The sequence below is a fragment of the Rufibacter psychrotolerans genome (genome assembly GCF_016924645.1).
GTDB lineage: Bacteria > Bacteroidota > Bacteroidia > Cytophagales > Hymenobacteraceae > Nibribacter > Nibribacter psychrotolerans.
In genome coordinates, this window is the sequence record NZ_JAFFJV010000010.1 from 20,708 (window position 1) to 44,233 (window position 23,526).

Genomic DNA, 23,526 nt, shown 5'->3' on the forward strand with positions numbered 1-23,526 from the left:
TGGATTTACCCTATTTTAGCAAAAATAACTTAAAAATCCATTATACAGAAAGGAAGGAGCGGGCTTGACAGCATGGCCCGGGTTCCTTGCCTGGCAGGCAGCAACATGGGCAAATCCATTGTCTTTACGGTTACCACCCACCTGAGCCACGACCAGCGGATGCAGCGGATTGCCGGTACCCTGGCCCAGGCGGGCTTTGACGTGACCCTGGTGGGCCGGGAGTTACCCCATTCGCCCGCCCTGCAGCCGGCCCCCTACAGGCAGCACCGCCTCCGGTGCTTTTTCCTGAAAGGCCCCTTCTTTTACCTGGAGTACAACCTGCGGCTGCTCTGGTGGCTGCTCTTTCAGCCCTACGACCTGATTGGAACCGTAGACGCCGACACGGCCCTGGCCGGGGTTTTCGCGTCCCGCGTACGCAGAAAACCGCTGGTGTATGACGCCCACGAGCTGTTCCCCGAGATGCCCGAAGTGGTGCACCGGCCGCTGGTAAAAAAGGTCTGGGCGTACTGGGAGCGGCAGGCCTTTGCCCAGGCCCAACTGGCCTACACCGTGAGCGAATCCCTGGCCCAGTATTTTCAGGAGCGCTACCGCCGCAAGGTAGGCCTGGTAAGGAACATGCCCCGGCGCCAGACCACTGTCGTTACAGAGGGGCAGGAGCCGCCTTACTTTATTTACCAGGGAGCCCTCAACGAGGGCCGGGGCCTGGAAATTACCCTGGAAGCCCTGCAGCAGGTGCCCGCCCGCCTCATGATCTGCGGGGCAGGCCCTTTAGAAGAGCGGTTGCAGGCCCTTGCCCGGCAACTGGGGGTGGAGGACAAGGTCACGTTCACGGGCAACGTGCTTCCCGCCGAACTGGCCCGGCTCACGGCGGCGGCCCGGGCGGGCATCATGCTGCTGGAGCACCAGGGCCTCAGCTACTACTACTCCCTGGCCAACAAATTCTTTGACTACGTACAAGCTGGTATTCCGCAGGTGTGTGTCTCTTTCCCCGAGTACCAACGGTTCAATGCCCGGCACCGGGTGGCCCTGCTCACTCCCCTACGTGTGGAGGAAGTGCGCGCCGCCCTGCTAACGTTGCTCCACAACCCCGAAACCTACCACCAACTGCGGCAAAACTGCCTGCTGGCCCGCGAAGAATGGTGCTGGGAGCAGGAGGCGCACCGGCTGGTAGACCTTTACGCACAATTTACATGAACAAAAGAAACTTCTTAGTGGTGGTGGTGGGCCCCACGGCCGTGGGCAAAACCGATTTCTGCGTGCAGCTGGCGCGCCACTTCCAGACCCAGATCATCTCCATGGACTCCCGGCAGTTCTTCCGGGAAATGAGCATTGGCACGGCCAAACCCAGCCCCCAGGAGCAGGGTGGCGTGGTGCACCATTTCATTGACTCGCATTCTATTCTGGAAGAGTATAACGCCGGAGCCTTTGAGGCCGATGCCCTGCGCCTGCTCCAGGAATTGTTCCAGACGCACGAGGTGGTCATCGCCACGGGCGGCTCGGGCTTGTACGTGCGGGCGCTGTGCGAAGGCCTGGACGAGATGCCGGAGATCTTGCCCGGCATCCGGGAGGAGCTGACCTGGCGCTTGGCGCAGGAGGGCTTGCCCAGTCTGGTGGCCCAATTGCAGCAACTTGACCCGGAGTACGCCGGTCAGGTAGACCCGCAGAATCCGCAGCGGGTGGTGCGCGCCCTGGAGGTGTGCCTGAGCAGCGGACAGCCTTACTCCAGCTTCAGAACCAAAAGTGCCGAACGGGAGCGGGACTTCCAACTCATAAAAATCGGGCTGAACCGCGACCGGGCTGAACTCTATGACCGCATCAACCAACGCATGGACCTCATGCTGGAGCAGGGGCTGCTGGAAGAAGTGAAGCGCCTGCTGCCCTACCGACAACACCAGGCCCTGCAGACCGTGGGGTACTCTGAGCTGTTTGCGTATCTAGACGGGGCGTACCCTTTTGAGGAGGCGGTGCGGCTGCTTAAGCGCAACAGCCGGCGCTACGCCAAGCGGCAACTCACCTGGTTCACCCGCGACCAGGACATCCGCTGGTTTCACCCGGAGCAGTTTGATGAGGTGCTCGCCTACATCCGGCAGGAAATGGCCCAAAAGGGGTAGTTGCTCCCAACCTCTTCCCATGAAAAAAAGGTGTTTAGGGGCCGTTTTGCAGAAAACGGCCCCTAAACACCTTTCAGGTTCTTAACGGAAGTGGGGAAGCTTACACGCTCAGCACTTCTACCAAACGCAGGAAGCTTTCGCTGATGGGTTTCTTTTTGGTGATGGTGTCATGGAAAGGGGTGTACACCAGCTCACCGTTGATCACGCCCACCATCTCGTTGGTGCGGCCGGCAATCAGGCCCTCTACGGCGGCCATGCCCATCTGGCTGCTCAGCAGGCGGTCGGCGGCGGTGGGGCGGCCCCCGCGCTGCACGTGCCCAATGATGGTTACCTTAGCGTCCATCTGCGGCAGCGCCTCTTTCACCTTGGCGGCAATCTCGGTGGCGCCGCCTTCGTCATCGCCCTCGGCCACAATAATGATGAACGAGGTCTTGGACCGGCGCCAGCCTTGCTGCAGGGTCTCAATCACCTCAGCCATAGACGTGATGGTCTCGGGGATCATCACCATCTCGGCCCCGCCGCCAATGGCGCAGGGCAGGGCAATGTAGCCAGAGTCGCGGCCCATCACCTCCACAAAGAACACGCGCTCGTGGCTGTCGGCGGTGTCTCTGATCTTGTCAATGGCGTCTAGGGCGGTGTTCACGGCGGTGTCATAACCAATGGTATAGTCGGTGCCGTAAAGGTCGTTGTCAATGGTGCCGGGGCAGCCGATGATGGGAATGCCGTACTCCTCGTAGAAAATCTGCGCCCCGGTGAAGGTACCGTTTCCGCCAATGGCCACAATGCCCTCAATCCCGAACTTGGAGATTTGTTCAAAGGCCCGCTTGCGGCCCTCGGGCGTCTGGAACTCCATGCAGCGGGCCGACTTAAGGATGGTGCCGCCCTTCTGGATGATATTGCTCACGGAATGGGAGAACAGCCGGTAGATCTCTCCCTGGATCATGCCGTTGTACCCACGGCCAATTCCGTACACTTCTAATTTATGGTAAACTGCCGTCCGCACCACGGCGCGGATACAGGCATTCATGCCGGGAGCATCTCCCCCAGACGTAAAAACAGCTATTTTCTTCATCTTAACTTCTTATACGGAGCCACAAAGTAATGTAATACCATACAATTCCCAAGTTTTTGTGGCGGCTAGTTCCCGCTGGGCGGGCCCGCTGAATTGCCGGGGGCAATCTCTAAAACAAGGCTTTTTTTAGAAAAACGGCAGAAAAACGGGCGTCCAGAAAAATTTCTATAGTTTTCTGGCAAGGGTGCAGCGAATTCCTGCGGTTTCCGTAAATTATACGGTGCAATTTTCCTTGTGCAACAATTCGTGCAAAGGTAATGCAACCGGGGGAAATTTATCTGATCATCACCAATTCAGTTACTCTATGTTTTCAATTTTTGAGAGTGAGGAGACAAAACGGCTCAAGAGCCATATTGTTAATCTTGGGGCTTTGGCTAAAATTGACGGGCATATTGATGCAGCCGAAATGGAACACATTGTCTCTATTGGCGAGCGCAAGGGCATGCGGGCCCAGGACGTGAAAGCCCTGCTGGCCGACTGCCACAACGTGAAACTGAGCATGCCCAACAATGATCTGGACCGCTTTGACCAGATCTACGACCTGGTGGAGATGATGCTGGCCGATGGCATTGTGGACGACAGCGAGATGGACTTCTGCATTGACATTGCCACCAAGATGGGGTTCAGGAAGGCGGTGGTGGGCGTGTTGGTGAAAAAGATCACCACCGGCGTAAAAGACGGCCTGAGCCGCGAAGAAATCAAGAACGAAGCTATCAGTTTCCTGGAGCTTTAACCCCCAGCGCCTCCCAGTTTTTGCACTCCGGGCGCAGGCCGTTGCCGGCTCGTCCGTTTAAGGGCTACTTTTCAGAGACTTCTGCCAAACCGCGCCGGAGCGGGCCAGCAGCCCTTATGGCCCGGCGCGCCGCCCATCCCAACAAGCTTGCCAGGGAGTACAGATCAGTCTCCCGTCTCAAACTTCCGGAAACCACTCTTTTCCCAGACATAGGTGGCGGTGTAGTTCTCGGCTCCCACTGAGATGCCGTCCTGCGGAATGGTCATGGACTTGCGGGTGGTGTAATCATAGTACTTGCCGTTCTTTTTGGCCAGAGTCAGGTACCTGATGCTGCGTTGTTTGCCTGCAATGTCAAAGAGCTGGTGCCGCTCCAGCAGGTACTCTTTGAAATCATCCTTTTCCTTGATAAACGCATACACAAAGGCGGAGTCCCGCTCCAGCAACTGAATGGCGTAGTCTTTCTGGCGGTCGCCGTTGAAATCAGCCTCCAGGTAGTAGGGGCCCTGCTCTTCGGGGGGCACGCGCTGTATGTCTTGGTCGGTGAGCACGGGCAGTTGCCACAGGCCGTGGGTGCGGTCCAGGTGCACTTCCAGCTCGGCGGGCAGCTGCTGCTTCACGTCAAGGGGCGGGGTGGAGGCGGTGGCGGTGCCGTCTTCGCGCACGTTGGCCACCGAATCCACTACTTCTTCCAGGGAGTCGGCCGTGACCGGCACCACCGCCAGGTCTTCGGGGTCTTTTTTGGGGGAACAACTCAAAAGGGCTAGGCAAAGGCTTACACTCAGAACACGGGTCATACGCATGCTACATGGTTTACCTAGCAGTACGCAATGTTGGGGAGGCCGTTGGCATTGGCGCTGTTTTGGGCCTGTTTTAAGGAAATTAGCTCCAAATCAGGCTTCCAGGGGCCAGAACATGGGCACCAGGAACAGGATGATGAGCACCAGGAGCAGCGTGAGCCCAGAGCCAATCTTGAGGAAGTCCCGGAAGGAGTATTTGCCGGGGCTGTACACCAAAATGCAGGAAGGCTCAAACGGAGTAATGAGCGATACCGAGGCCGAGAGCATGATGGCAATGGCGAAGGTGCGGGGGTTGGCATCTAACTGAACGGCGGTCTGCAGGGCCACCGGCAGCACCACCAGCGCGGCAGCGGCGTTGGACATGGGCTGCGTGAGGAACACCGTGAGCAAGATAAAGCCGGCCAGGATCACCAGAATGCCCATGGGCTCCAGTAGGTCCACAATAAACTGGGCCAGGAACTTGTCTGCGCCTGAATTTTCCATGGCCATGCCAAAGGCCGTCATGCCGCCAATGAGAATGAGCAAGCGCCAGTCAATGACCTGGTAGGCCCGCTCCGTGGAGATGCACTTGAACAGGACGCTGAGCACCGCGGCGCTCAGGAAGCAGATAGACAGCGGCAGCACGTTAAAGCTGCCCAGGGCAATGGCCGCAATAAAGAACACCAGCGTGAGAATGCCTTTGCGCTCTTTGAAGAAAATCGGCTTGAATTCGTCCAATACGGCCAGGTGCTGGTTCATCTTCAGGTACTCCAGCCGTTCGGCGGAGCCCTGCACCAGCAGCAGGTCACCCAGCTGCAGCTGCACGTCACCAATCTTGGTGCGGATGGTTTCGCCCTGGCGCGACACGGCCAGCACCACCAGCCCGAACCGGCGCAGGAACTCTACCTGTTTTACGGTGCGGGTAAGGAGGTCAGACTTGCCGGTGATCAGGATCTCGGCCAGCCTGATGTCACCGCCCACCAGGTCGTCTTCCACAATCACATCGGCCAGGATCTGGATGCCCTTGGTTTCCTTCACCCTGATGAGGTCCTCAATTTCGCCCTCCACCAGCAGCACATCCTGCGGCCGGATGCGGGTGCGGTAATCGGGCAGGAAGTTCTCCTTGTTCCGGATGATGTTGAGGATGCGGAACCCCATCTTGGAAAGGTCTGAGGCGAAGGCGATCTGCCCGATGAGGGGTGAGTCCTCTTCCACCACAATCTCCGTGAGGTAGGTCTTGATGTTGTACTTGGAGGTAAGCCCCTGCGACGTGCTGGCCGGCAGCATGCGCCGCCCAATGGTCATCATGTAGGCAATGCCCACCGCGAAGATGATGAGCCCAATGCCCGAAAACTCAAAGAACCCGAACGGCTCAAACCCGGCCTTGCTCATGTACCCGCTCACGGCCACGTTGGTGGAGGTGCCAATAAGGGTACAGGTGCCGCCCAGAATAGAGGCATAGGCCAGCGGCATGAGGTATTTAGAGCTGCTGGTGCCCATTTTCTTGGCCACGCCCACAATGGGCGTCACAAACAGGGCTGTCACCGTGGTGTTGTTCATGAACGCCGAGATGATGCCCGGAATGACCATGATGAACAGCAGCAAGGCGGTGGGGCGGTGCCCGGTATGGCGCATGAGCCAGTTCACCAGAAAGTCCAGGATGCCCGTGTCTTCCAGCGCCGCGCTGAGCACGAAGATAGAGGCCAGAATGATGATAAAGTCACTGCTGAAACCCGCAAACGCTTCCTCAGGGGTAATGATCTGGGTGCCCGTCAGGATGATGAGCAAGATGAGCGTGATCACATCCACCGAGAGTTTCTCAGAGGCAAACAGCCCAATGGCCACCAGTAGCAGGGTGAGGACTAAGGCAATCTCCATGCAGAAGCGAAGGGTTATGGTGGGGAGTCTATTTCTTTAGGCACGAAAGACCGGGACGGAAGAGCTGCCCGGCTTTGATTCGTGTCTTGTACTGGTAGTGGGGTTAAAAGGTTCAAAAAAATAATGGGGTGCCGTTTTTGCCGGGTTTTGGCAAAAACAGGCTAGAAATGGACTTCTTCGGCAATGGCCGCCAGGATAATGTTGCAGGCCTCGTCAATCTCCTGGAACGTGATGGTGAGCGGCGGGGCCACCCGCATGGAATTGTCACAAAACAGGAACCAATCTGTGAGCACCCCTTTGAGGATGGCCCGGTCAATAATGGCCTTCAACACCTCAAATGAGCCAAACTCCACGGCCATCATGAGGCCCTGGTTCCTGATCTCCTTAATGGCCGGGTGCACCAGGCGCTCCTTGAACCGGGCCGCCTTAGCCGGCACCTGCGCCAGCAACCCTTCCTCCTGGATCACCTGCAGCGTGGCCAGGGAGGCAGCGCAGGAGACCGGGTGCCCCCCAAAGGTGGTGATGTGGCCCAGCATGGGATCATTCTTGAGGGAGTGCATCACCTCCTGGCGCGAGATGAACGCCCCAATGGGCATGCCGCCGCCCATGCCTTTGGCGCAGGTGACAATGTCTGGCACTACCCCAAATTGTTCAAAAGCCCAGAAAGTACCGGTTCTGCCAAAGCCGCTTTGGATTTCGTCCAGAATGAGCAGGGCGCCCACCTGCGTGCAGCGCTCCCGCAGGGCCTGCAGGTACTCCTGGGTGGGTACGCGGACCCCGGCTTCGCCCTGCACGGTTTCCAGGATCACGGCGGCGGTGCGTGCGGTGATCAGTTCCAGGTCCTCAGGCTCGTTGTGCCGGATGTGGCGCACGTCGGGCAGCAGGGGCCTGAACGCCCGCTTGAAGTTTTCTGAGCCGTTCAGGGAAAGGGAGCCCTGGGTTGAGCCGTGGTACGCCCTGTCAAATGCCACCAGCTCAGTGCGGCCGGTAAAGCGCTTGGCCAGCTTGCAGGCGCCTTCCACCGCCTCACTGCCCGAGGAAACAAAGTACACGTTGTCCAGCCCGGCCGGGAGGGTTTGCGCCAGGGCGTGCGCCAGCTGGGCGGGCGGGGCCTGCACAATCTCGCCGTACACCATCAGGTGCAGGTACTTGTCCAGTTGCTCGCGGATGGCCTGCAGCACCCGTGGATGCCGGTGCCCTACGTTGCTCACCCCAATGCCCGAGATCATGTCCAGGTACCGCTCGCCGTTGGGACCGTACATGTACACGCCCTCGGCCCGCTCCACTTCCAGGAGCAGGGGAAAATCGGTGGTCTGGGCTTGGTGCTGCAGAAAGAGTTGGCGGGGTGAGAGCATGTTGTGGTTCGTTGATTCCTCGGCAAAGATACGAAGAATGCCGGTAGCCGTGGACTCCTTTGGGAAGTTCAGGTCAATGGTGTATACCTGTTTCCCTCGCTCGCCTCAGGCGAGTGTGAGCTGTTTTGCGGCGTCCCGCCGCTATGTTGAGAAATTGGGTGGCCTCTGGCCGCTATGTGGAGATTTGAGTACACAGCGGCCAGAGGCCGCACGATAGCTCACACTCGCCAGAGGCGAGCGAGGAAAAAATGGAGGAGGTAGCTAAGGGGGGAAAATAAGCCGTTGTTCTTCCTCAACGCGGCCATAGGCCGCCCAATAACTCACACGCGTCCGAGAGGCCAGCGTGAGAAGGTAGCAACCGTTTTCATCCCCTTTTAGCAGAAACAGCCCCAAAATAAAAAGGGAGACTCGCGTCTCCCTCTCTACACTAAAACCAAAAGGTTACTTGCTGGCGGTTTGCAGGCGTTCCAGCAGTAGTTTCGTGAATTCCCGGTCGGCCCGGTAAAAAGTGGCCAGTTGCCGGGCACTGATGATGCGCAGGTAGCGGTCCATGTATTCTTTGTCCAGGTCCAGCTCGCGCTGCCGAAGGGCCAGGCGGCTCTCCAGCTTGTCCTGGATCTGCTCATCGGTGAGGTTGCTCAGGTTGACGTCGCGGATAGACCGGCTCTTTTGCCTCAGCTCGTTCTTGCGGCTCTCGTGCTCTTTGTACACCGGCCAGAACCGCTGGGCCTGCTCCGTGGTGAACTTCACCTTGTCGGTGATAAAGGCGATTTTGGCGGTTTCAATCTTTTCCATGCGGGCTTTGCGCTCCTCAGGGGTTTCCTTCTTCTGGGCCTGGGCCGCGGAGGCGGTGCCCAGAAGAATCAGAAACAGAAACAAGATTCTAGTGATCTTCATTCTTGGTTTATTAACGGTACTCATACGCCTCTTCCAACAGCTCTTTGCTTTGCTCTTCAGTGAAATCTGAGGAACGCACATCCAGGAACTCCAACGACTGGCGCGGCTTCACGGCGGGCACTTCGGCCAGGTCTGCCGTTTCCAGCTCCACGCGGGTGGTCAGGTACTGGTAAATGTCTTTCTGCGACACCTGCGCCATGACCTCTTCTGAGGATGGGGTGGAGTCAAAGTAGTGGGTAGCCAGGAACGACACCGCAAACACCACCCCCATGGCGGCGCCAGCCACCGCGGTCTTAAACTGCCAGAGCCAGGAGGCCGTTAGGGCCGGTTTGGCGGGGGCATAGGCCGTGCGCTGCATAATGCGCGTGGGCAGGGCGTCAAAGTAACGCTCCGGCACCGCAAAGCCCGGGTCTTTGGGTAGTTCTGTCATGTCAAGCTCCTTTCTCATGTCCATCTGTTGGTTAGATGCGGGATTGCCCCAGAGGTTTAATCTTTTTTTAAATAATCTTCAATTTTTTTTACCGCAATGTGGTAAGAGGCTTTGAGGGCACCCACCGAGGTACCCAGAATCTCAGAGATCTCCTCGTACTTCATTTCATCAAAGTACTTCATGTTAAAGACCAGCCGCTGCTTGTCGGGCAGACGCAAGAGGGCCTTCTGAAGTTTCAGCTGGATCTCGTCGCCGGAGAAAGAATCAGAGGAATCCAGTTTCTCAGAGAGCTCGGCGGCCACGTCGTGGAGGGGCAGGAAAAAGCGTTTCTTTTTGGCGCTCAGGAAGTTGAGGCACTCGTTGGTGGCAATGCGGTAGATCCAGGTGTAGAGCTGGGAATCTTTGCGGAAATTTTCCAGGTGGGTCCACACTTTCACAAACACCTCCTGGGTGAGGTCATCGGCGTCATCATGGTCAATCACCATTTTGCGCACGTGCCAATACACCTTCTGCTGGTATTTGCGCACCAGTTGGTTAAAGGCCAGGTTGCGGGAAGCTGGGTCTTGAAACTTGTCTAAAATCTCTTTGTCTTCCAAGGGAAGTTGGCGGTTCAGAGGTGAGAATAAGGGATTAGTAGACGTTTCTTCAAATTATTACTCTAAAGACAGGGGCAAGCGGAAAATAGCCAGGGTTTTGGGGCCGTTTTACCAGAAACAGCCCCAAAACCTTAGCAATAGTTTTTAAAGTATCAGGGAAACCGATTAGGCCTTACGGGCCATCACGCGCTTCACGGCGTCTACAATGCTCTGCTCATTGAGGCCGTATTTCTCCATGAGTTGCTCGGGGGTACCGCTCTCGCCGAAGGTGTCCTGCACGGCCACAAACTCCTGCGGGGTAGGCAACTGCTGCGCCAGCACCCGGGCCACCGACTCGCCCAGGCCGCCCAGGTAGTTGTGCTCCTCGGCGGTGACCACGCAACCCGTTTTGCGCACCGAGGCCAGGATGGCTTCGGTATCTAACGGCTTAATGGTGTGGATGTTGATGATCTCGGCGTCAATGCCTTGCTCTTCCAGCAGCTTGCCCGCCAGGATGGCTTTCCACACCAGGTGGCCGGTGGCCAGAATGGTCACGTCCTTGCCTTCGTTCAGCAGCAGGGCCTTGCCGATTTCGAATTTCTGGTCGGCGGGGGTGAAGTTAGGCACCACCGGGCGGCCGAAGCGCAGGTACACCGGGCCCTCGTGGTCGGCGATGGCGATGGTGGCCGCTTTGGTCTGGTTAAAGTCACAGGGGTTGATCACCGTCATGTGCGGCAACATCTTCATCATGCCCAGGTCTTCCAAGATCTGGTGCGTGGCACCGTCCTCGCCCAGGGTGAGGCCCGCGTGCGAGGCGCAGATCTTCACGTTCTTGCCCGAGTAGGCCACCGACTGCCGGATCTGGTCATACACGCGGCCGGTGGAGAAATTGGCGAAGGTGCCCGTGAACGGAATCTTGCCGCCAATGGTGAGGCCCGCGGCAATCCCGATCATGTTGGCCTCGGCAATGCCCACCTGGAAGAAGCGCTCGGGAAACTCCTTGATAAAGTCTCCCATTTTGAGGGAGCCTACCAGGTCGGCGCACAGCGCCACCACGTTGGGGTTGGTGCGGCCTAATTCCAGCAAACCGGCCCCAAAACCGGAGCGTGTATCTTTTGATTCTGAGTAAGGAAAATCCTTCATCGTATTAGTTGAAAAGTTTTATCGTAGTGGTCAAATTTGATTTAATACTGAAATCCTTCACGTCGGTGAATTTGCTGCCCTTGGCGGTCTTCATCCGGAACACCACCCGGTAGCGGCCCGGCTGCAGCGGAAGGCTGATCTTGCTGCTGCCCCCGGGCAGGTTCCAGACCCACTGCTGGCGTCCGTCTGCAAACAGCTGGTACACGCTGCCGTAGCCCTGCAGGTCTTGCGTAATGTTCAGGGCCCCGGGCGGCGGAAAGGTCACCTGCGTGGCCTGCCCCGCCCTGATGGTTACCGTTTGCCTGATGCGCGGCAGGGTGAGGAGCTCCACGTCATAGGTGCCGGCCAGGTACTTCTGCTGACTGGGGAACCGCTGGGTCTCCAGGATGTAGGGGCTGCCTTTTTCCCGCACCAGGGCCGTCATGGAGCCGTAGCCCGTGGGCGCATCTTGCCGCAGGTACAGGTAACCCTGGGGCGCCTTCACCCGGAACACGTTGTGCTGGCCCGGCTTGATGTTGAGGTTCTTGAGCTGCACCGCGGGCAAGGTGTTCACCACCAGGTCATACGAGAGCAGGGCGTCAATCTCCAGCGCATCGGGCTTGCCCGTGGCATCCAGGTAGTGCACAAAGTTGTACTCGGGCTGGTCAGTGACGTTGTTCAGGAACGTCATGTTCACATTGGTCTCCACCGGGCGGCCCGCGTCATCCAGGAGCTCCACCGAAACCGTAGTTTTCTTGAGCGCAATGCTGATCACGTTGTCCAGCACCCGCTGGAAGGTCTTGATGTCTGAGGCATTGTAGTACTGCCCCATGCACCCAAACTGCTGCGCATAGCCCGGGTCATCGCCCAGGCCAATGATGAACGGCTTCAGGAACACCCGCTTTTTCTGCAGCGCCAAGGACGTGGCACACGGGTCACCGCCGCAACTCTCCAGGCCATCGGTGATGATGACGATCACGTTACGGGCGTTGGGGTCCCGCGGAAAGTCATTCGCCGATTGTTCCAGCGAGTAGGTGATGGGCGTGTTGCCTTTGGGCGTGATCTGCTGCAGCCGCTTCTTGATGTTGGCCGCATTGTGCGCCGCAAACGGAACCTCCAGCTTGGTGTCTTTGCAGTTCTTCTGGTTCACGGGCGTTTGGTGGCCGTACACGCGCAGGGCAATCTCGAGGTTGGCGTAGGCGTCCAGCGAGTCGGCCATGCGGGCCAGCATGCGTTGGGCCACTTTCCAGCGGTCACTGGTTTCCCAGGTGGCCATCATGGAGCCTGAAGCGTCCAGCAGGAACAGCAGGCGGGTTTTCTTGGGCGGTGGGGCCGGTCTGTTCTGGGCCAGGGCAGGCAGGGCCAGCAAGCCTCCCAGCAGGAGGCAGACCAACCACACACAAACAGACCGCATGCTCTTCATACCGCGCAAAACACCGGGCCAGGGGCCGCCGCCCCCAACCGCCAGCCAGGATTAATAATCGTTGAGGGTTTCTTTCAGTTGCACCAGGGCTTGCTCCAGCTGGGCATCGTTGGGTGCCACGCCGTGCCATTTGTGCGAGCCCATCATGAAGTCCACGCCGTAGCCCATTTGGGTATTCATGAGGATACAGATAGGCTGACCCTGACCGGTGAGCGCTTTGGCCTCGTCCAGCACCGGCACCAGGCTAGCAAAGTTGTTGCCGTTGTCGCAGTTAAGGACTTTCCAGCCGAAGGCCTCAAACTTGGCCCGCAGGTTGCCCAGGCTCATGACCGCGTCAACAGGACCGTCAATCTGCTGGCCGTTGTAGTCTACGGTCCAGATGAGGTTGTCTACTTTGTGGTGGGCGGCGTACATGGCGGCTTCCCATACCTGACCTTCCTCCAACTCGCCGTCGCCGGTGAGCACGTACACCAGTTTATCGTCCTGGTTCAGTTTCTTGGCCTGGGCAGCGCCAATGGCCACCGAGGGGCCCTGACCCAGCGACCCAGACGCGATGCGGATGCCCGGCAAGCCTTCCTCCGTGGCGGGGTGGCCCTGCAGACGCGAGTTGAGTTTGCGGAACGTAGCCAATTCCTTCGGCTCAAAGTAACCGGCTCTGGCCAGCACGCTGTACCACACCGGTGAGATGTGCCCGTTAGACAGGAAGAACAGGTCTTCGCCCACGCCGTTCATGTTGAATTTAGGGTCATGGGTCATCTGCCGGAAGTACAGGGTAACCAGGAACTCGGTGCAGCCCAGCGAGCCGCCCGGGTGGCCGGAGTTTACCGCATGCACCATGCGTACAATGTCACGGCGAACCTGGTGCGCCACGTTCAGCAGTTGATCAGCGTCGTAATTGAATGGGTTCATATGGATGATGTGAAGATTAGACGATGTGAAAATTTGAAAATGGTGATGGCTATTCATTTTTCCTGTTTTTGGGTAATTTTTTTTAAAACAGGCCTAAAAAGAAATGGTGTGACTAAGTAAAGGAGCGAGCGAAGGACCCGATATTCCTTCTTATTTAAGCAGTTGGGCGGTGTGGTTCTTGGTGTCTACCTTGGTGATGAGGTCTTCAATGGTGCCTTGCTCATCAATGACAAAAGTGTAGCGCATGGTGCCCATGTACTTGCGGCCGTACATGCTTTTCTCCTGCCATACGCCGTATTTCTCCACAATTTGCTTGTCGGTATCGGCCAGGAGGGGGAAGGGCAGGTTGAACTTCTGGATGAACTTCTGGTGCGATTTCTCATCGTCTACGCTCACGCCCAGCACCACGTAGCCTTTGGCCAGCAGGGCCTTATGGTTGTCGCGCAGGTTGCAGGCCTGCGCCGTGCAGCCGGGGGTGTCATCTTTGGGGTAGAAGTAAAGCACTACCTTTTTGCCCCGGAAATCGCTCAATTTCACCAGGTGACCGTTCTGGTCTTTCGCCTCAAAGTCTGGGGCAGCATCACCTATCTTTAGCATGTTGTGTTGTGGTTGGTTGTTAGTAAGTAGTTGTGAGTGGTAAGTTATAGGTTGTCAGTCGTGCTTTATTCGTTTTCAGGCTAATTATATGAAAAAAGCCCCAAAGCAAACGGGGAGTTGTCAAGAAACTAACAATTAACAACTGACAACCAACCACTAAGCCCTAGATTTTGGTGGTGTACACGGCTTCGTTGCCCATGGCGTCTTTCACGCGCAGCACCACATCGCCCTTCAAAGGTACGGTTTTATCCAGTTTCTCCGAGGTGAGCATAGAGGCCTTGTGTTCCCACTTGAGGAGCAGCCACTGGCCGTTCACCTCGCAGGACCAGGACGCGATGCCCGACAGGTTGTCGCGGATGCGGAAGCTGATCTGGTTGGCCGATTTGCTGTTGAGCTTGATGGTAGGGGCCACGGTGTCGGTGAGCACTTTGAACTTGCCCAGGTCACGGGCCGAGAACGTGATGGCGTCGCCGTTCCAGGTGCCTCCCAGGAAACCGGCGCCCCGGCCCCAGCCCAGCGCGTACACCGCCGCCTTAGACTTGTCTGGGGGCAGCTTGGAAGGCCTGATGGTGACCTTGGCGGGTTGGAACAGCGTGGTCAAGGGGTTGTTGATGCTGAACACGTCCTGGGCGTCGCGCGAGACCTGCAGGATCAGGGTGTCGTACAGTGATTTTTCGGCGAAGGTGATGTCCAGGTACCGGTTAGAATACAGGTACTCGGTATTGGGCGGCACCAGGTGGCTGAACGGGAAACGGGCTTTGATGCCGGCCACCTCGGCCGAGTCTGGCAGGCCCCCGATCATGTTGTACAGGTACACCGAGCCCGCGCTGGTGGTGTAGGAGGGAATCACAGCGTATTTGTAATTGCCGATGTACAGGTCAAGGTTGCGTGCTTCTTTGGCCGTGTCGGCCACCGTGATCTTCAGAATACTCTCCATTACTTCATGGCCTATCTTGGGGGTGGTTACCTTAGGCTGGGCCAGCACCTTGTAGGCACTGCTTTCGCCCTTGATGAAGAAGCGCACCTGCGACAGGTTCTTGTAAGAATCCACCAGATCGGCCACCACTTCATAGACCTGGCCTTCCTCCACCCTGAAGCGCCCGCGGTTCGCGTCAATCTCGTAAATGGGCAGGGTGTTGCCGTCGGCGACGTACAGCCGCTGGAACGCCCGGTTGTTGAGTTTGAGCACCGGGAAGTTGATGTGCGCCGACACCTGCCGTTGCTTGTCAAAGGGCACCCCGTCAATGTTGTGGCGGTACACGGTTTCGCCGTTGATGCGCAGTTCCATGGCCTGCACGCCGTTGGAGTTGGCGGCGCCGTTGTACTGGTCAATGGCCTGAATCTCCAGCCCCAGCATACCCGCCGCCTGAATGGTATCAGCAATGGTATAGGTGCTGCCTTGCTTTACCGGGGTAAATTCGCGCCGCGCGTACTCGCCCTTCACGCGGGCATCAAGGCTCTGGGGGGTTAAGGCGAAGTTGTACACCGTGGGCGGAATCTGGTCCACCACCTCGGCGAAGCCGTAGCGCAGCGGGTTCAGGAGGTTGTCTTTGGTGTCACGTACCTCAAAGTGCAGGTGTGGGCCGCCAGAGCCGCCTGTGTTGCCGGAGAAAGCGATCACATCGCCCTTCTTCACCGGAAACTGGTTCTCGGTGAAGTACGCGTCCACGTCAAAGGCCTTTTTCTGGTACTGCAGCTGCAGCATGTAGTCGGCCAGGGCCGGGGCGAACTGGCTCAGGTGGGCGTACGTGGTCACCAAGCCGTTGGGGTGCGTCACATAGATGAGGTAGCCGTAGCCGTAGCTGGAAACCTTCACGCGCGAGATATAGCCATCGCCGGCGGCGTACACCGGCAGGCCTATCTTGCCCTCGGTTTTGATGTCAATGCCGCCGTGGAAGTGGTTGGGCCTGATCTCGCCCATGCTGCCCGATAGAAAGTTCTGGGTGCCGGGTTTTATGGGAAATACAAACGGGTTGGCGGCAAACGGGGCCTGCTGGGTGGGCGGCGCCTGGGCGACCGCTAACCCGCTGCTCCCCAGGAAAAAAGCCGCCAGGTACAGGCTGAAACTACTTAACTTCAAAATTCAACAGGGTTTTGTCTTCAATAAACGCCTCTAACCGGTCTCCTATTTTAACGGGGCCTACCCCGGCCGGTGTGCCGGTAAAGATAAGGTCGCCTTTTTTGAGGGTGATGAACCGGGACATATACGCCAGGATGGCGGAAAAGTCATGCAGCATCATGCCGGAATTTCCCTGTTGCTTCAGCTCGCCGTTCACCTTCAGCCCGAAATTGATGTTATCAAAGGCTGGGAACTCCTCTACGGGCAGGAAATCTGAGATAGGGGCGGAGCCGTTGAAGCCCTTGGCCAGGGTCCAGGGCAGGCCTTTGGCTTTGGCTTTGGATTGCAGGTCACGCGCGGTGAAGTCAATGCCAATGCCGATGGCGTCAAAATACTTGGCCGCAAACTTAGGTTGAATGTTCTTGCCTTCCTTGCTGATGCGCAGCACCAGTTCTACCTCGTAATGGATATCTGAGCTGTAGTCTGGGTAGTAGAAAGGCTCATTGTTGCGCAGCACTGCGGTATCGGGCTTGAAGAAAATCACGGGCTCCTCGGGTACCTCGTTTTTCAGCTCGGCAATGTGTTCTGCGTAGTTACGTCCTATGGCTAGTATTTTCATGCTGCTTTTTTGTTTTCAAAGATAGGGCTTTCTCTCTGCCGCCTCAAACCAGAAAAAGGCTTGGGCGCTTAAAAATAAAATTGGCATGGAATTGTATAGATATAAAAATAGATTTGCGCCCGGATGTCCGAAGGCCTGCACTTTGTCTTGCATTCTTCGTATAGGTCAACTGTCCTGTACAGCTGCAAGAGCTCCGGCGGAATCTAGTTTTTGTACCACTTAACCTATCTATGAAAATGAGTAAGTTTAAAAATGCCCTGTTTGCCTTCACCGTTGTGCTGTTGGCGGGGTGTACCACTGTTCCTATCACCGGGCGGCGGCAACTGTCGTTGGTAAGTGACCAGGAAGTGATTGCCATGTCTTTCCAGGCCTATAACGAGACCTTAAAACAAAGCAAATTGTCTACCAACGCCTCCCAGACCGCCATGGTGAAGCGGGTGGGCCAGCGCATTCAGAGCGCGGTGGAGCGCTACATGGCCCAGAACGGCCTTTCTTCTCAACTGGAAGGCTACCAGTGGGAATTCAACCTGATTGACGATCCTAACCAGCAGAACGCGTTTGCCATGGCGGGCGGGAAAACTGCCGTGTACACCGGTATTTTGCCCATTACGCAGAATGAGACCGGACTGGCCGTGGTCATGGGCCACGAGATTGCCCACGCCATTGCCAAGCACTCTAATGAGCGCATCAGCCAGCAGATGGCGCAGCAATACGGCGGGGCCGCCCTCGGGGCCGTGGTAGGCGCCCGGTCTGCCGCGGCCCAGGAGATTGCCAATACCGTCTACGGAATTGGAACCGGCGTAGGCTTACTGAAATACGGCCGCGACCAGGAATCGGAGGCCGATCACTTAGGCCTGATCTTCATGGCCATGGCTGGCTATAACCCCGAGAGTGCCATTTCCTTCTGGGAGCGCATGGCCGCTGCCGGCGGTGGTGGAACCCCTGAGTTCCTGAGCACCCACCCGTCCAACGAAACCCGCATCAACAACATCAGAAAGAACCTGCCTGAGGCGAAGAAATACTACGCAGCCCGTTAAGCCATGAAAGCAAGAACAAAATGGTTTGTGTTCGGTGCCGTTTTAATGGCCCTTTTGCTGAAATCTGATAAGGCCAGGTAAAAGGCCTCTCGCTTTAGTTTCTCACCTGTTTTTTGAAATTTAGGTCCAAAACAGGAACGCCCCTTCTCTTGAAGGGGCGTTCCTGTTTTGGACTTATTGGTTTTATTCATCTAAATGAAGGCTGCCCAGGGTGTCTCACGTGCGTGCTAAAGAAAAATGCATGCATTCAATGCTATATTTAAAAATAAAAATATATTTTAGTACAATACCATTTTAAATTTTCTTGTAAAATAGGCCAGTTTTGGCAGATTTATACGGAAAGTAGCGACTACTTTCCTTTAAGGGTTGTAATCGCCCTGAAACTGTTATAATATTGTGTTTGGATGTAACTCATCACATTCCTAGTGCTTTAAACTTTCCTTTTTAGATGTAAATGTTGCGTTTGTAAAGAAGAAAAGTGTGCCTAGGGTAATTCTATTGCAGTAAAATCAGTGTTTACCAACCTTAGATGGTGTTATTACTAGGTTTTGCTGTGATAAACCCATGTGTGCATTTGACCAACGGCACCATAGAACTTCAAAGAGTTAAGATAGAATGGACCTGAACCTCACTTAAAGCTTACCTCCCGGGCAGATACAAACAACAATTAATTTTAAACATAACTCATACTCTATGCAAATTTCTACTTCTAGTAAGACGCTGGTCACTAAAACCAGTTTGCTCTTTTTGCTTTTGCTATGTTCCTTTTCTTTTGCTGTATTCGGGCAAAATGGTGCGGTTTATTCCTACCATGGGCTTGAGCGGGATTACAGGGATATTTATAAGAATGACAAGTTTCCTGCATTTATCATCGTGGGGGACTTTACAACCTATGGCGGTAAACCACTAAAAGGGGTAGCTGTTTTAGGTAACTCTGCCGTTGATGAGCAACCTGTCTCTGACTTTAATCCCGGAACCGGGTTAAACGGGGCTGGTTATGCCGCCATTGAGTATAAGCAAGGCTTTTTGATTGCGGGTGATTTTACAGCCTATAATGATACCCTGGCAAACAGGTTGGTGGTTGTAAAAGCAAATGGAAGTATAGATAAATCATTCAATGCTGGTTCTGGTGCTAATGGGGCTATCAGAGATGTGGTTATACCCCCAGGTTCTTCTAAGGTCATCCTGGTAGGTGAATTTACTACCTATAATGGCAAGCCTGCCAAAGGGATTGCCCGGATCAACGCAGATGGTAGCCTGGATGAAACGTTTAATTCGGGTGAAGGCGCAAACGGAAGCATTTTCACCATAGAATACATTTCCGGCGAGAAACTTTATATCGGGGGTGACTTTACTTCTTATAATGGTACCAACATTAACCGTATTGCCAGAATAAATTTTGACGGAAGCTTAGATGGAACCTTTGATCCAGCAGGAGGCGCCAATGGACCAGTCTATGTAATAAAATCAGGAGGCGATGGACTGTTTGTAGGAGGTGACTTTACCACATTTAATGGTGAAAGTAGAAACAGATTCGCCAATATAAACAATCTGGGAGCACTGTCAGATAAATACGCAGGCACTGGATTCCAAAGTGCTGTCCGCGCGATCACTAACGGGTACTATACTACGTATGTAGGCGGTCATTTTGGTTTTGCTACCATTGAGGAAGGAGGTTTTGTAGGTAGTGCTGGAGGTCTAGGAGTAGAGTATGATGCAGTATACCAGTTAACTCCTTTTGGCTACTCTGGAGCCAGGGGGGCAGGGAAGCAGCATGGAAGCGCCTTCTTTGGCGTAATGGAAAGCGGTTTTTCTATTGAGCTAGACCAGGTTAGCCCATCTGTTGTAAAACCCGGAGATAAAGTTAAAGTCTGGATCTCATACGGAGGTCCTGCTGGACCAAACAATTATTTTGAAGTAAAGGTGAACGGCGCAATAGTTGCCTTTAAAAAGATAGCAGACTTACCAGAATCTTATGAGATTGAATTTGTGGCCCCCCTTGAAAATGGTTTTTATAACGTAACGGTAGATGCAGTAGAAAGCGCGTCTGGGAGTCCTGGCACTGGCTGGCCTGTGGCAAGCCAGAGAAACATTGATAGAGGGGAGGATAATTTACAAGTGGCGCCTACAGAGTGGACAGGTTCCAGGTCTACTGCTTTTGGAGACGCTGGCAACTGGTCCCTTGGGTTACCCAATGAGAATACAGACGTAATCATTAAAAGTGCTACAAGGTATCCGGTTTTAAACAGTGGAACCTTCAATGCCCGAAACTTCCTGATTAACCAGGGAGCATCCTTTACGCTTGCTACCGGAGGTACCTTAAACGTAAGAAAGAATTTTTCTAACAATGGTGTTTATGTAGATGAGAACGGAGTCTTAACGGTAGGTACCATAGGAGGAAGTTCTTTAACTCAGTTTAACAACTTCACTGTGAGCAGTACAGGAGCTGAGTTGGCGGGACCAGTCGCTATTGCAGGGGTGCTGACCTTGAAGGGAGATCTAAAAACCAACAACCAAACCCTGATGCTCCTTTCCAATGAGAATGGCACCGCGTATGTTAACAATGCCGGGGGGGAAGTAGAAGGAACTGCTTCCATGGAGCGCCAGATTGATGATAAATTCAACGTAGGGCCTGGCTATCGTCACTTCTCTTCGCCGGTTAAGAACACAACGGTTAGCAGCTTAGCGGCAGACGGTTACGCTCCAATGGTGAACCCCGCTTACAATACTGCCCCTAACCCCTATACAGTGAAGCCTTTCCCCACCATATTTGGCTATGATGAAAGCAGGTTGTCTTCTACAAACGCTACTACCAGCGCCTTTGATTTCGGTTGGAGTTCTCCAGCTTCGCTTTCCTCCGCTTTAGAACCAGGCAAAGGATATTCTGTTAATATTCCGGCCACGGCAAAAGTAACCCTTAGCGGAGAGTTAAACTCAGGCACTATCTCCGTATCTGGTCTCGGAAACCAGCAGGTTGGGTCTGCTTCTGGCTGGCACTTGCTGGGCAACCCTTACCCTTCCCCCATAGATTGGACAAAAATTATCCTCCCTTCAGGTATTGGCAATGCCGTTTACGTGTATAGGTCTTCTGGCCGATACATTGGATCGTATGCTACCTATGTTAATGGAGTAGGTGACGCTGATGCCCGGTACATTGCCCCTATGCAAGGCTTCTTTGTCCGTGCCACCGCAAACAACCAGACTTTTACCTTTAGTAACGATGCAAGGGTCTACAATGTCAAAACCAACCTTTATAGAACCGGCGGAGACCTGCGCCCTCAACTGCAGTTGAACCTGAAGAATTCTTCTGATCTGGCAGATGAACTGTATGTGTATTTTGAGGAGAATGTACCCGCCACGGTAGACGGGAAATATGATGCCTTTAAGGTATTGACCTATAACTTTGACCGACCCACCTTGTTTGCCCGGTTAGGCAAGGAGCCGCTCTCCATTAAAGGCCTGCCATTGAATAACGCCGTTCAGACATTGCCGCTTGAGTTGTATGTGCCGGCTAATGGAACGTACACCTTCTCGGTGGCTAAAATGGTCAATTTCTCTTCTAATGCGCAGGTGCAGTTAATTGACCTGGAAAAAAGCCAGACCTATGATTTGAGCAACGGTAAAGAGGTAAGTGTGCAGTTAACCACAACCACAACTCCTGGCCGCTATGTGCTGAGATTTACCGCCGTAAAAGGAGGACCTCTAAGCGCCGGAGAAGAGTTGGAGAGTGAGCAATTGCAAGTTTACCCTAACCCTGCCACTGGTGATGTAAACCTGTTGTATTCTAATGTTAAAGCTTCTTCTGAGCCGGTACAGGTAGTAATCTTTAATTCCCTGGGCCAACAGGTGTTAACCAGAACCCTTAAAGGAGCCGAAGTGCAAGCAGGAGTTAAGTTAGCAACCGCAGGTTTTGCCCCGGGCGTTTACCACGTGAAAGTCAGCTCACAGGGTAAAATCCACACCAAAAAATTAGTGCTTCAATAGTAAAGTAAAGCAGGCGCATCCGTGCGATGGGTGCGCCTGCCATACCTTTTAGTAAATCATAAGAACTACTCTTACATGAAAAAATATACTTCTACACTAGTGAAATCATGCTGCCTGGCCGCAGCATACATCTTATTTGCTGCATCCATAGCTTTTGCGCAGTTGCCAGGAAGTGGAGGGCCCCAACCTCAGGAGGAAGAGGAGGAAGATAACACCCCTCCGCCTACCGGCGTACCCATTGATGGCGGGGCTAGTTTACTCCTGGCTGCCGGTGCCGGGTATGGCATTAAAATGTTGCGCGATAGACGGAACGCCCGAAAGCAATAAGTCACAAAGCAAAGGCTTTTGAGTTTGTAATCCTTTATGTCTATCGTTTCAACCATACAAGGCAAAGAAGAAAAGACCGATAAAAGCGTGATGGTGTGGGCCGCCCTGAATGGGTGGTCCATGTTCATTTTAAGCTACCTCGGTATTTACCTGCTTGCCCAGGCAGCCTCTGTTTTGGTGGCCAGTCTCGCCTTCGGGATTAATACCACGTTGCATTTTGACCAATTGGAGTTTCTACTGCAGGGAAAGACCTGGACCCCACGTAGTGTGGTTCCGGTCTTTCTTGCTTCCCCTGTTCTGGCCTTTGTGCTGGGCATGATTTCGCTTAGATGCTTGGTGAGCCTAGAGACAAAGGGCACTGTCTGGAAACAGTTCTTCTTTTGGGGTTTTCTGCATGGAATGAACCTAAGCATAGGCACGCTTATCAGTGGGGCAGTCACGAATGACGGAATCTGGTACTCCCTGCGCTGGCTATCTTTCCCTGACCCCCTGATCTACGGGTTAGCTGGTCTCGCATTTTTCATCCTTTTAGGAATTGGGTACTTGGGTTGTGTCTTGCTTTTCATGAGCTGTGATTCCCTTACCCTTATGAAGGAGAGCAACCGGCCGCTTTTGTTGAAGGGCATGTTATTGCTCCCTTGGTTCTTTGGGTCTGTTGCTATCTTTTTATTGAAAGACTCACTCTCCAACTATGATGCAGTGCTTTTAGGGAGTTTTTTATTGCTGCTGCTGCCTATCTATTCCAGAGGAAAGACCATGTTGGTGAATGACAACGTGATCGCCCCGCGCAGAACTTTTATTGCGTGGGAAATAGTGATTGCGGTGGTGGTATTAAGCCTCATGATAAAAATCTTCCTTTAAGTAGGAGAGAAGGCCGTACAGCGCCCACCCTAAGGTGTAGAGAAATCACCCACCTAACTAGTAAGAACGATACTTGAATACAACACTTGCAGTAGAATGTGGACTGGAGTGACTTAAGGCCATGAGAGCTTTATCAGGCCAAAGCGAGACAGAAGCATTTAACTAAATTGAATACAGAAAATGTTTGAACTATATCATCAACAAAAGAGCCTGTTTAAGTTCTTAGGCACAATACTAGGCTTATATGGGATCTGGTTTCTGGTGTATGAGTGTTGGGTAGGGCCAAACGATTACGTAGATACCTGGTTGTCTGAGCAGGTTGCCCAAGCCGGGGCCTGGTCCCTGAGTTTACTGGGTTATTCAACCCAAGCGCAGAAGATTATGATTCTGGTGGATGGCAGGCCTACCGTTTTTATAGGAAATCCTTGTAATAGCCTGGCCCTGATGGCCACTTTCACGGGGCTCATCGGAGCTTTTCCGGGCGACCTCAAAAAGAAGTTATTCTTTATTCCGGTAGGCATCGTCGCGATTTACCTGATCAACGTGTTGCGGGTGGCAGCTCTGTCACTTAACCATATATACAGCCATGGCACGGTAGACTTCAACCACAAGTATACGTTTTCGTTTGTGGTGTATGCGTTTATCTTCGGCATGTGGGTGATCTGGGTAAAAAAGTACTCAAGCCTCACTTTTGAAGGACAAGCAGCCAATTCCCATGCGTGACAACAGGCCCATAATAATCCTACCTTCTTTCCAGTCCT

21 protein-coding genes are annotated in these 23,526 nt (G+C 54.5%); 8 read left to right on the forward strand and 13 right to left on the reverse strand.

The window, feature by feature from the left end; all coding sequences use genetic code 11:
- Positions 1-72 precede the first annotated feature (72 nt).
- Both JT718_RS10840 and miaA read left to right on the forward strand, forming a co-directional pair.
- On the forward strand, positions 73-1,194 hold the full coding sequence (locus JT718_RS10840) for a glycosyltransferase (RefSeq protein WP_205502577.1): 1,122 nt from the start codon (positions 73-75) through the stop codon (positions 1,192-1,194).
- On the forward strand, positions 1,191-2,111 hold the full coding sequence (miaA, locus tag JT718_RS10845; RefSeq protein ID WP_205502579.1) for a tRNA (adenosine(37)-N6)-dimethylallyltransferase MiaA: 921 nt from the start codon (positions 1,191-1,193) through the stop codon (positions 2,109-2,111). The genes JT718_RS10840 and miaA overlap by 4 nt, the downstream gene beginning before the upstream one ends.
- 100 nt (positions 2,112-2,211) lie before the next feature.
- Here the strand turns inward: miaA and pfkA are convergent, their stop codons facing one another.
- Positions 2,212-3,183: a 6-phosphofructokinase gene (gene pfkA, locus JT718_RS10850; protein WP_205502581.1), complete on the reverse strand. Its 972-nt coding sequence runs from the start codon at positions 3,181-3,183 to the stop codon at positions 2,212-2,214.
- A gap of 370 nt (positions 3,184-3,553) precedes the next feature.
- Between pfkA and JT718_RS10855 the strand changes: the two genes are divergently transcribed.
- Complete coding sequence (locus JT718_RS10855) at positions 3,554-3,916, forward strand: tellurite resistance TerB family protein (RefSeq protein WP_240337040.1); 363 nt, start codon at positions 3,554-3,556, stop codon at positions 3,914-3,916.
- A 164-nt stretch (positions 3,917-4,080) separates the two neighbouring features.
- Here JT718_RS10855 and JT718_RS10860 read toward each other — a convergent pair whose 3' ends face one another.
- The 12 genes from JT718_RS10860 to JT718_RS10915 form a co-directional block, all read right to left on the reverse strand.
- The gene (locus tag JT718_RS10860) at positions 4,081-4,671 is read right to left on the reverse strand and encodes a hypothetical protein (RefSeq protein ID WP_205502584.1); all 591 of its coding nucleotides are present in this window, start codon (positions 4,669-4,671) and stop codon (positions 4,081-4,083) included.
- A gap of 135 nt (positions 4,672-4,806) precedes the next feature.
- The gene (locus JT718_RS10865; RefSeq protein WP_205502586.1) at positions 4,807-6,570 is read right to left on the reverse strand and encodes an SLC13 family permease; all 1,764 of its coding nucleotides are present in this window, start codon (positions 6,568-6,570) and stop codon (positions 4,807-4,809) included.
- 161 nt (positions 6,571-6,731) lie between these two features.
- Complete coding sequence (locus JT718_RS10870) at positions 6,732-7,925, reverse strand: aspartate aminotransferase family protein (RefSeq protein WP_205502588.1); 1,194 nt, start codon at positions 7,923-7,925, stop codon at positions 6,732-6,734.
- A gap of 441 nt (positions 7,926-8,366) precedes the next feature.
- A complete protein-coding gene (locus JT718_RS10875; RefSeq protein ID WP_205502590.1) occupies positions 8,367-8,822 on the reverse strand; it encodes a hypothetical protein in 456 nt (151 codons plus the stop codon).
- A gap of 10 nt (positions 8,823-8,832) precedes the next feature.
- On the reverse strand, positions 8,833-9,270 hold the full coding sequence (locus tag JT718_RS10880; protein ID WP_205502592.1) for a hypothetical protein: 438 nt from the start codon (positions 9,268-9,270) through the stop codon (positions 8,833-8,835).
- Between the two features lie 38 nt (positions 9,271-9,308).
- Positions 9,309-9,848, reverse strand: a complete 540-nt coding sequence (locus JT718_RS10885; RefSeq protein ID WP_205502594.1) for an RNA polymerase sigma factor — start codon at positions 9,846-9,848, stop codon at positions 9,309-9,311.
- A gap of 165 nt (positions 9,849-10,013) precedes the next feature.
- Positions 10,014-10,970: a transketolase family protein gene (locus JT718_RS10890; RefSeq protein WP_205502596.1), complete on the reverse strand. Its 957-nt coding sequence runs from the start codon at positions 10,968-10,970 to the stop codon at positions 10,014-10,016.
- A gap of 4 nt (positions 10,971-10,974) precedes the next feature.
- Positions 10,975-12,363, reverse strand: a complete 1,389-nt coding sequence (locus tag JT718_RS10895; protein WP_240337041.1) for a vWA domain-containing protein — start codon at positions 12,361-12,363, stop codon at positions 10,975-10,977.
- A 60-nt stretch (positions 12,364-12,423) separates the two neighbouring features.
- Entirely contained in the window at positions 12,424-13,281 is an 858-nt protein-coding gene (locus tag JT718_RS10900) for a transketolase (protein WP_205502600.1), read from the reverse strand.
- Between the two features lie 150 nt (positions 13,282-13,431).
- Positions 13,432-13,878, reverse strand: coding sequence for a thioredoxin-dependent thiol peroxidase (gene bcp, locus JT718_RS10905; RefSeq protein ID WP_205502602.1), 447 nt, complete (start codon positions 13,876-13,878; stop codon positions 13,432-13,434).
- A 163-nt stretch (positions 13,879-14,041) separates the two neighbouring features.
- Positions 14,042-15,958: a M23 family metallopeptidase gene (locus tag JT718_RS10910; protein ID WP_240337042.1), complete on the reverse strand. Its 1,917-nt coding sequence runs from the start codon at positions 15,956-15,958 to the stop codon at positions 14,042-14,044.
- Positions 15,945-16,556: a fumarylacetoacetate hydrolase family protein gene (locus tag JT718_RS10915; protein ID WP_205502604.1), complete on the reverse strand. Its 612-nt coding sequence runs from the start codon at positions 16,554-16,556 to the stop codon at positions 15,945-15,947. Before JT718_RS10915 ends, JT718_RS10910 begins: the two co-directional genes overlap by 14 nt.
- A 236-nt stretch (positions 16,557-16,792) precedes the next feature.
- Between JT718_RS10915 and JT718_RS10920 the strand changes: the two genes are divergently transcribed.
- The 5 genes from JT718_RS10920 to xrtX all read left to right on the forward strand — a co-directional run bounded on the left by JT718_RS10920 (position 16,793) and on the right by xrtX (position 23,488).
- Positions 16,793-17,593, forward strand: a complete 801-nt coding sequence (locus tag JT718_RS10920) for a M48 family metallopeptidase (RefSeq protein WP_317195502.1) — start codon at positions 16,793-16,795, stop codon at positions 17,591-17,593.
- Between the two features lie 693 nt (positions 17,594-18,286).
- The gene (locus tag JT718_RS10925) at positions 18,287-21,577 is read left to right on the forward strand and encodes a T9SS type A sorting domain-containing protein (protein ID WP_205502609.1); all 3,291 of its coding nucleotides are present in this window, start codon (positions 18,287-18,289) and stop codon (positions 21,575-21,577) included.
- A gap of 75 nt (positions 21,578-21,652) precedes the next feature.
- Entirely contained in the window at positions 21,653-21,904 is a 252-nt protein-coding gene (locus JT718_RS20800) for an Fjoh_0651 family PID-CTERM protein (RefSeq protein ID WP_374729165.1), read from the forward strand.
- A gap of 36 nt (positions 21,905-21,940) precedes the next feature.
- Positions 21,941-22,765, forward strand: a complete 825-nt coding sequence (locus tag JT718_RS10930) for a hypothetical protein (protein ID WP_205502611.1) — start codon at positions 21,941-21,943, stop codon at positions 22,763-22,765.
- Positions 22,766-22,945: 180 nt separating this feature from the next.
- Positions 22,946-23,488 carry an exosortase X gene (gene xrtX / locus JT718_RS10935; protein ID WP_205502613.1) on the forward strand — a complete coding sequence of 181 codons (543 nt, stop codon included), beginning with the start codon at positions 22,946-22,948 and terminating at the stop codon, positions 23,486-23,488.
- Positions 23,489-23,526: the final 38 nt, after the last annotated feature.